Annotated in this window: 5 protein-coding genes; 4 read left to right on the plus strand and 1 reads right to left on the minus strand. The window is 39.9% G+C overall.

Going from position 1 to position 4398, the window contains the following annotated elements; translation table 11 throughout:
• Positions 1 to 226: 226 nt before the first annotated feature.
• The 4 genes from PN447_RS15595 to PN447_RS15610 all read left to right on the plus strand — a co-directional run bounded on the left by PN447_RS15595 (position 227) and on the right by PN447_RS15610 (position 3224).
• Positions 227 to 805 carry a DUF3611 family protein gene (locus PN447_RS15595; RefSeq protein ID WP_271763940.1) on the plus strand — a complete coding sequence of 193 codons (579 nt, stop codon included), beginning with the start codon at positions 227 to 229 and terminating at the stop codon, positions 803 to 805.
• Between the two features lie 109 nt (positions 806 to 914).
• Complete coding sequence (gene serS / locus PN447_RS15600; RefSeq protein ID WP_271763941.1) at positions 915 to 2195, plus strand: serine--tRNA ligase; 1281 nt, start codon at positions 915 to 917, stop codon at positions 2193 to 2195.
• Between the two features lie 337 nt (positions 2196 to 2532).
• Positions 2533 to 2802, plus strand: coding sequence for a hypothetical protein (locus tag PN447_RS15605; protein WP_271763942.1), 270 nt, complete (start codon positions 2533 to 2535; stop codon positions 2800 to 2802).
• Positions 2799 to 3224: a type II toxin-antitoxin system VapC family toxin gene (locus tag PN447_RS15610; protein WP_271763944.1), complete on the plus strand. Its 426-nt coding sequence runs from the start codon at positions 2799 to 2801 to the stop codon at positions 3222 to 3224. Before PN447_RS15605 ends, PN447_RS15610 begins: the two co-directional genes overlap by 4 nt.
• A gap of 165 nt (positions 3225 to 3389) precedes the next feature.
• On the opposite strand, the gene PN447_RS15615 is transcribed toward PN447_RS15610, so the two are convergent.
• Positions 3390 to 4398, minus strand: a 1009-nt coding sequence (locus PN447_RS15615; protein WP_334311109.1) for a type IIL restriction-modification enzyme MmeI, incomplete at its 5' end; no start/stop codon positions are given.

Below are 4398 nucleotides of genomic sequence, written 5' to 3' on the forward strand. Positions count from 1 at the left end.
GAAGGGATGGACAAGGAAGATTTTATACGGACAATGGTTTTTTGACGGACTATTTTTGTGACTAAGAATACAGACTTTGTACTGTTTTCCTCCCTTGTCACCTTGTCCACCTTGTCCACCAAGTCTTGCCCTCACGACAATGTAAAATACCTACCCTTGTGGGAGGGGTAACCCTTTCACTGACTTTAATTAAATTTAACAATTTTTCACCGAGATTAGTACCAATATGTCACAAAACCTTGACACCCCATCATCCTCGTCTACCGTCCAGGCTATTGCTAAAAACTTCCGGCTGACAGGTTGGATTAGCTTCTGGGTGCAATTAGTCCTAGGTGTTGTTTCTGCCATTATTGTCCTGCTGTTTGCCATCTTTAGTCAGCGGCCCAATAGCGCCAATAATAACCCCGGTACAGGATTTGGTGTATTCTTAGCAGTTTGCGGAATTCTGATTTTAGGTGGTGGTATTTACTTAGCTTATCGCTATACCATAATTGGTAATCAATTGCAATCCCCCAACCCCAAAAACCGCCCGCGCAAAAGTGAGACCCTAGAAGTATTACGCTTGGGACTATGGATTAATTTAGTGGGAATGCTAGTCACATTGTTAGGCTCCCAAGCCATTGTCGGGACATTGGTAGCCAGATCCATATCCCCCCAAGCTGCAACTACTCAACTATTTGACCCCACGCGAATTATTAGCGGTCTAGATATGCTGGTAGTCCAGGCAAATATTAACACCGTTTCCGCCCACTTCGCCGGGCTAGCAGTATCAATATGGTTACTGAATCGCATTACCCGCAGCTGAGGCTAAAATAACCAGGGGGATTTTGTCTTGGCAATTCCTGTCCTAGCAAGCCAAAATCAGTATATGCTGATGTTTTGGCAATAAGTCCCTAGGCAACCGAGAAAAATCTGTGCTGGATATTAAGCAAATACGGGAAAATCCCCAATTAATTCAACAACGCTTGAATAGTCGTAGTGGTAAATACGATATCGAACCCATATTACAGTTAGACAAGCAACAGCGAGAACTAGAAGGTAAACGTAGTCAACTTCAGGCTCGCAGTAATGAAATTGGTAAACTGGTAGGGCAAAAAATTAAATCTGGTGTAAATCCTCAATCTCCAGAAATTCAAGCCTTGCGGGATGAAGGTAACGCCCTCAAAGTTCAATTAGGTGAACTCGAACCCCAAGAGAGAGCTTTAAAACTCGAAATTGACCAACTCCTCCTAGCACTTCCCAACTTACCCAGCGATTCTACACCCATTGGTAAGAGTGAAGAAGAAAACATTGAAGTGCGGCGCTGGGGTGATGAATATCTACCCCAAAACCCGAATATTCTCCCTCATTGGGAAATCGGCGAAAAATTAGGTATTCTCAACTTTGAGCGCGCTGTGAAAGTTGCTCAAAGCCGGTTTGTTACCTTAGTCGGTGCGGGTGCTGCCTTGGAAAGGGCATTAATTCAGTTTATGCTGAAAATGCAAACCGCAGCGGGTTATATAGAAGTTAGTCCACCCTTGTTAGTGAATACTGACGCTTTAACCGGGACGGGTCAGTTACCAAAGTTTGCTGAAGAAAGCTTTAAATGTGCCGATGATGAATTATGGTTAATACCCACAGCGGAAGTTCCCGTTACTAATCTTTACCGCGGAGAAATTCTAGCAGCGGAAGATTTACCTATTTATCATTGTGCTTATACTCCCTGTTTCCGTCGGGAAGCGGGAAGCTATGGGCGGGATATGCGGGGGTTAATTCGTCTGCATCAATTCAATAAAGTTGAGTTGGTCAAGGTTGTTCATCCTAGTTCATCTTTTGATGAATTAGAAAAATTGATTGAGAATGCAGAGGCAATTTTACAGGCTTTGAAATTGCCTTACCGGGTGATTAATCTTTGTACAGGTGATTTGGGTTTTGGTTCTACAAAAACCTATGATTTAGAAGTATGGTTACCATCTTCTGGTAAGTATCGAGAAATTTCTAGTTGCTCTAATTGTGTAGATTTCCAAGCCCGCAGAGCAGATATTCGCTTTAAGGAATCCGGGAAAAAAGGAACCCAGTATGTTCATACTTTGAACGGTTCCGGTTTGGCTGTGGGCAGAACTATGGCAGCAATTTTAGAAAATTACCAGCAGCCTGATGGTACAGTTAAAATACCCGAAGCTTTACAGGTGTATTTGGGTAGGGAAGTTTTGTAAATTGGATAAATTCTAGAAATTGTTTGACCCCTCCCTAATTCTCTCCTGACAAGGGGAGGGTTAGGGTGCGGTAAAGATGTGGTGTTTGTTGACAATATATTTTAATTAGTTGGGTGGGTCTAATTACTAGCTCCCAGACTTCTCACATAATTAAAGATACCCTACCATAATTTATCTAGAAGTCGGGTATCTGGGAGAATCTTTGGGGCGATCGCCTGTACGGTGTTTAAACGCAAAGGTTCGCAAAGGTGTTTTTTGGGAAGATGTTTTATTTTGTTGGGTGGGATCTGATTACCTGTTGATTCTGTTTTTCTAGTTTATAAGGAGATGAATAAATATGACTCAAGTTATCTTGAAACGGCTTAATCCCATTGTTATAGAAAAACTCAAACGTCTGGCCCAGAGTCATCAACGGACTTTGGAAGAAGAAATCACATCTATCCTGGAGGATGTAGCAGAAAAAGAGGATGTACCAACAGGGGGTGAGGGTTTTTGGGATATGACTTTACAATTTAGAGAAAGGATGCAGCAGGAGAATATTACTTTTGATGATGCAGATTTTGCGGATTTGCGCGATCTCTCTGTCGGTAGGGATGTTGAATTTTGACTATCAAGTATTTATTGGATACAAATATTATTTCAGAAGCCACTCGTCAAACTCCTAATGTTAATGTAGTTAAAAAACTGACTGATCATCAATTAGAGATTGCGACTGCTTCGGTTGTAATGCACGAACTTTTATTTGGTTGTTTACGTTTGGTGCAATCACAAAAACGTCGATTATTGCTGGAATATATTAATCAAATACCTTTAAAAATGACAATTCTAAATTATGATTTAAAAGCTGCACAGTGGCACTCCCAAGAAAGGGCTAGACTATCTAAGATTGGCAAAACCCCGGCTTTTGTTGATGGTCAAATTGCGAGTATTGCTTACAGTAATAATTTAATTTTGGTAACTAATAATGTTTCGGATTTTCAGTCTTTTAAGGATTTAACACTTGAGAATTGGTTTGTTAGTAGTGGTTAAGTTTGAGTTATGGATAATTTAGAGGTTGTTTGATAAGTTTTCAGCCGTAATTTTCACCACATATTCACCTATTTATCACCCCATTTAATTCCTTAAATCCAGTCCCCTCCTCTTACAAGGGGAGGGTTAGGGTGGGGTAAAGATGTGGTGTTTGTTGACAATATTTTAATTAACTGCTTCTGGTCCGATTACCTGTTGATTCTGGCTTTCTTTGTCTCCTAGCTGTTGGTTTAATTTTAAGAGTTGCTCTAAAATGTCATCTTCAGGTTTAAATTTATAGGCTTCCATCACTAGTTTATCTAGTTGTTCATGGAGTTTATATAGTTGGCTGCTGGGTTCGTTGTAGAATTTATTATATAATGTGGTGATTCCCCACCGTTTGGAATCCATTTCTTGAGTCCGATATTCGTGGAGTTCTACGGTTTTGGCTCGGATTTTTTTGACTATCTCCCCTGCTGCTGTCTGGGGAAAGGGAAAGGTTTCAAAGCAGGTGGTATTAGTGTAGCGAGTATCTCCCTTTAAAGTTGAACTTTGGGCTTTTACCCACTGGCGATGTATTTTAGATGTGAGAATACCTAATATGTAAAAGTCTTCTGATGCAATTACCATATTAGCTTCACAGGGTAAAATCGATATATCTACAGGGGTGAAAACTATCCATTTAGAAATCTTTGGTATGGCAAAATAAAGTTTAAGATTTTTTAAAGCCTCCCTCATGGCTGGTCTTTTCTCACCAAATTTCCACCAGTTAATTCTTCTTGAATCACGACGATTTTTATCTCTTTCTGGCTTGACTTTATCTTTAACTCTTTCAAAAGGTAACTTATACTCTGATGCTTGTTCAATGGACATATCATTAAAGTCAATCACCCAATCTAACTTTTTATAGGGATTGATTAAAGTCTTACCATCCACCATGGGTTTAAGCACTACTCGATTTTTAGGATCTTGAATAATCCATGCTTGCGCTTCCTCTTCAGAGACTATAAAGCCTTTACCGGATAATTCGCAAGCTTGAAAAGAAAAGTTTTTGTTAGCCTTTAATACTTTAGCGTCAGTGACTGATGGTTCACTTTTTAACGATGTTGTAATTAATTCAACTTCTACGCTATCTAAAAACTTCTGTTTAGTTGGTTCTTTACACCAATTAACAATACTCACATGAACAGCTGCA

Source organism: Anabaena sp. CS-542/02, assembly GCF_028331085.1.
Taxonomy (GTDB): Bacteria; Cyanobacteriota; Cyanobacteriia; order Cyanobacteriales; family Nostocaceae; genus Anabaenopsis; species Anabaenopsis arnoldii.

Excerpts from the sequence above, each read along its gene's own strand:
- PN447_RS15595 (WP_271763940.1), top strand. The coding sequence starts at position 227 with ATGTCACAAAACCTTGACACCCCATCATCCTCGTCTACCGTCCAGGCT.
- PN447_RS15605 (WP_271763942.1), top strand. The coding sequence starts at position 2,533 with ATGACTCAAGTTATCTTGAAACGGCTTAATCCCATTGTTATAGAAAAA.